A 1,096-nucleotide genomic window follows, 5' to 3' on the forward strand; every position below is an offset into this window, starting at 1 on the left:
GTACGCGGCTGTCCGAGCAGGTGACGTAGGCGGCGAAGGGTTGCTGCCAACCGGCGAGCTTCAGGCGGCGCTGAGCATTCGTTATCACGTTCGCCTCCTCGCCCCTCAGAAACGCCGAATTACCCTGTCGGTGTATGTCAAGAGCCGGTTGCGGGGTGAGGTCGACACCGGCCGGTGCGGGCTGCTGTCCCGACGTAGTCTGCGCCATCGCGGCGCTGCCGCCGCCACCCACCACCGCTGCGACTCCCAGCGCGCCTGCACCGCCGAGAATCTGTCTGCGCGTAGTCATTTATTATCTCCTTGTTTTTAATCTTATGCAGCTCTTGTCTGTTCGAGCCAATGTGTCAATCGACGTTCAATTGCAACTCCCTATCGGCGCGCAAAAGGATCCTCTCTGCGATTGCAAGGGTTGGTTGATGCTGTACGCGTGTCTTCCAGAAATAGTGAGCGCTCCGGCAGCGACCAACGCGGCGATCACGCCGAGACCGATCCAAGCCGAAACCTTTCCTCTTTCAAGATGAAACCCGCAACGAAGATCTGGTTCCCGATGTGCCCGTCGTCAGGACGTTGGCACTTTTGGCGGCGTGGTCGAACGAAGAGATCGGCCTCGAATGGGGAGTAAACGACCGCTTCGGGGTCGCTTCCTGAATGTCCGCTGCTGGCGAAAAGCCCGTTGAAGCTGCCCGGCAGGTTCCAGGATCGCGGCGACTGCCCGCTCATGGCCGGTCGTGGGTGATGGGGTGGACGGCATCGATGTGCCATAGTGGAGGTGTTACACACCACTAGAAGGAGGCGTCCATGGCAGAGGTTAGCACGATTGGGTTGGATATTGCGAAGACTGTTTTTCATGCGCACGGCGCGGATGCGCGCGGGCAGATGGTGTTCAGCCGGCGGCTGACCCGTGCGAAGCTGCTGGAGTTCTTTTCCGCGCAGCCGCGATGCGTTGTCGCGCTCGAGGCCTGCGGCGGGGCGCATCACTGGGCCCGCGAGATCGCCTCGCTCGGCCATGAGGTAAAGCTGATCCCGCCAGCTTACGTGAAGCCGTTCGTGAAGCGGAACAAGAACGATGCGGTCGATGCCGTGGCGATCTGGGAGG

Annotated in this window: 1 protein-coding gene and 1 pseudogene; one reads left to right on the forward strand and one right to left on the reverse strand. The window is 61.1% G+C overall.

The window, feature by feature from the left end; translation table 11 throughout:
• Positions 1 to 289: pseudogene (locus ACT6QU_RS19370) on the reverse strand (hypothetical protein); the annotation flags it as partial.
• Positions 290 to 798: 509 nt separating this feature from the next.
• On the opposite strand from ACT6QU_RS19370, the gene ACT6QU_RS19375 reads away from it, so the two are divergent.
• Positions 799 to 1,096: IS110 family transposase (locus ACT6QU_RS19375; RefSeq protein ID WP_444837016.1), on the forward strand; the 298-nt coding region annotated here is incomplete at its 3' end.

It is taken from the genome of Aliihoeflea sp., from assembly GCF_052435475.1.
In the GTDB taxonomy this organism is placed as follows: Bacteria; Pseudomonadota; Alphaproteobacteria; order Rhizobiales; family Rhizobiaceae; genus Aliihoeflea.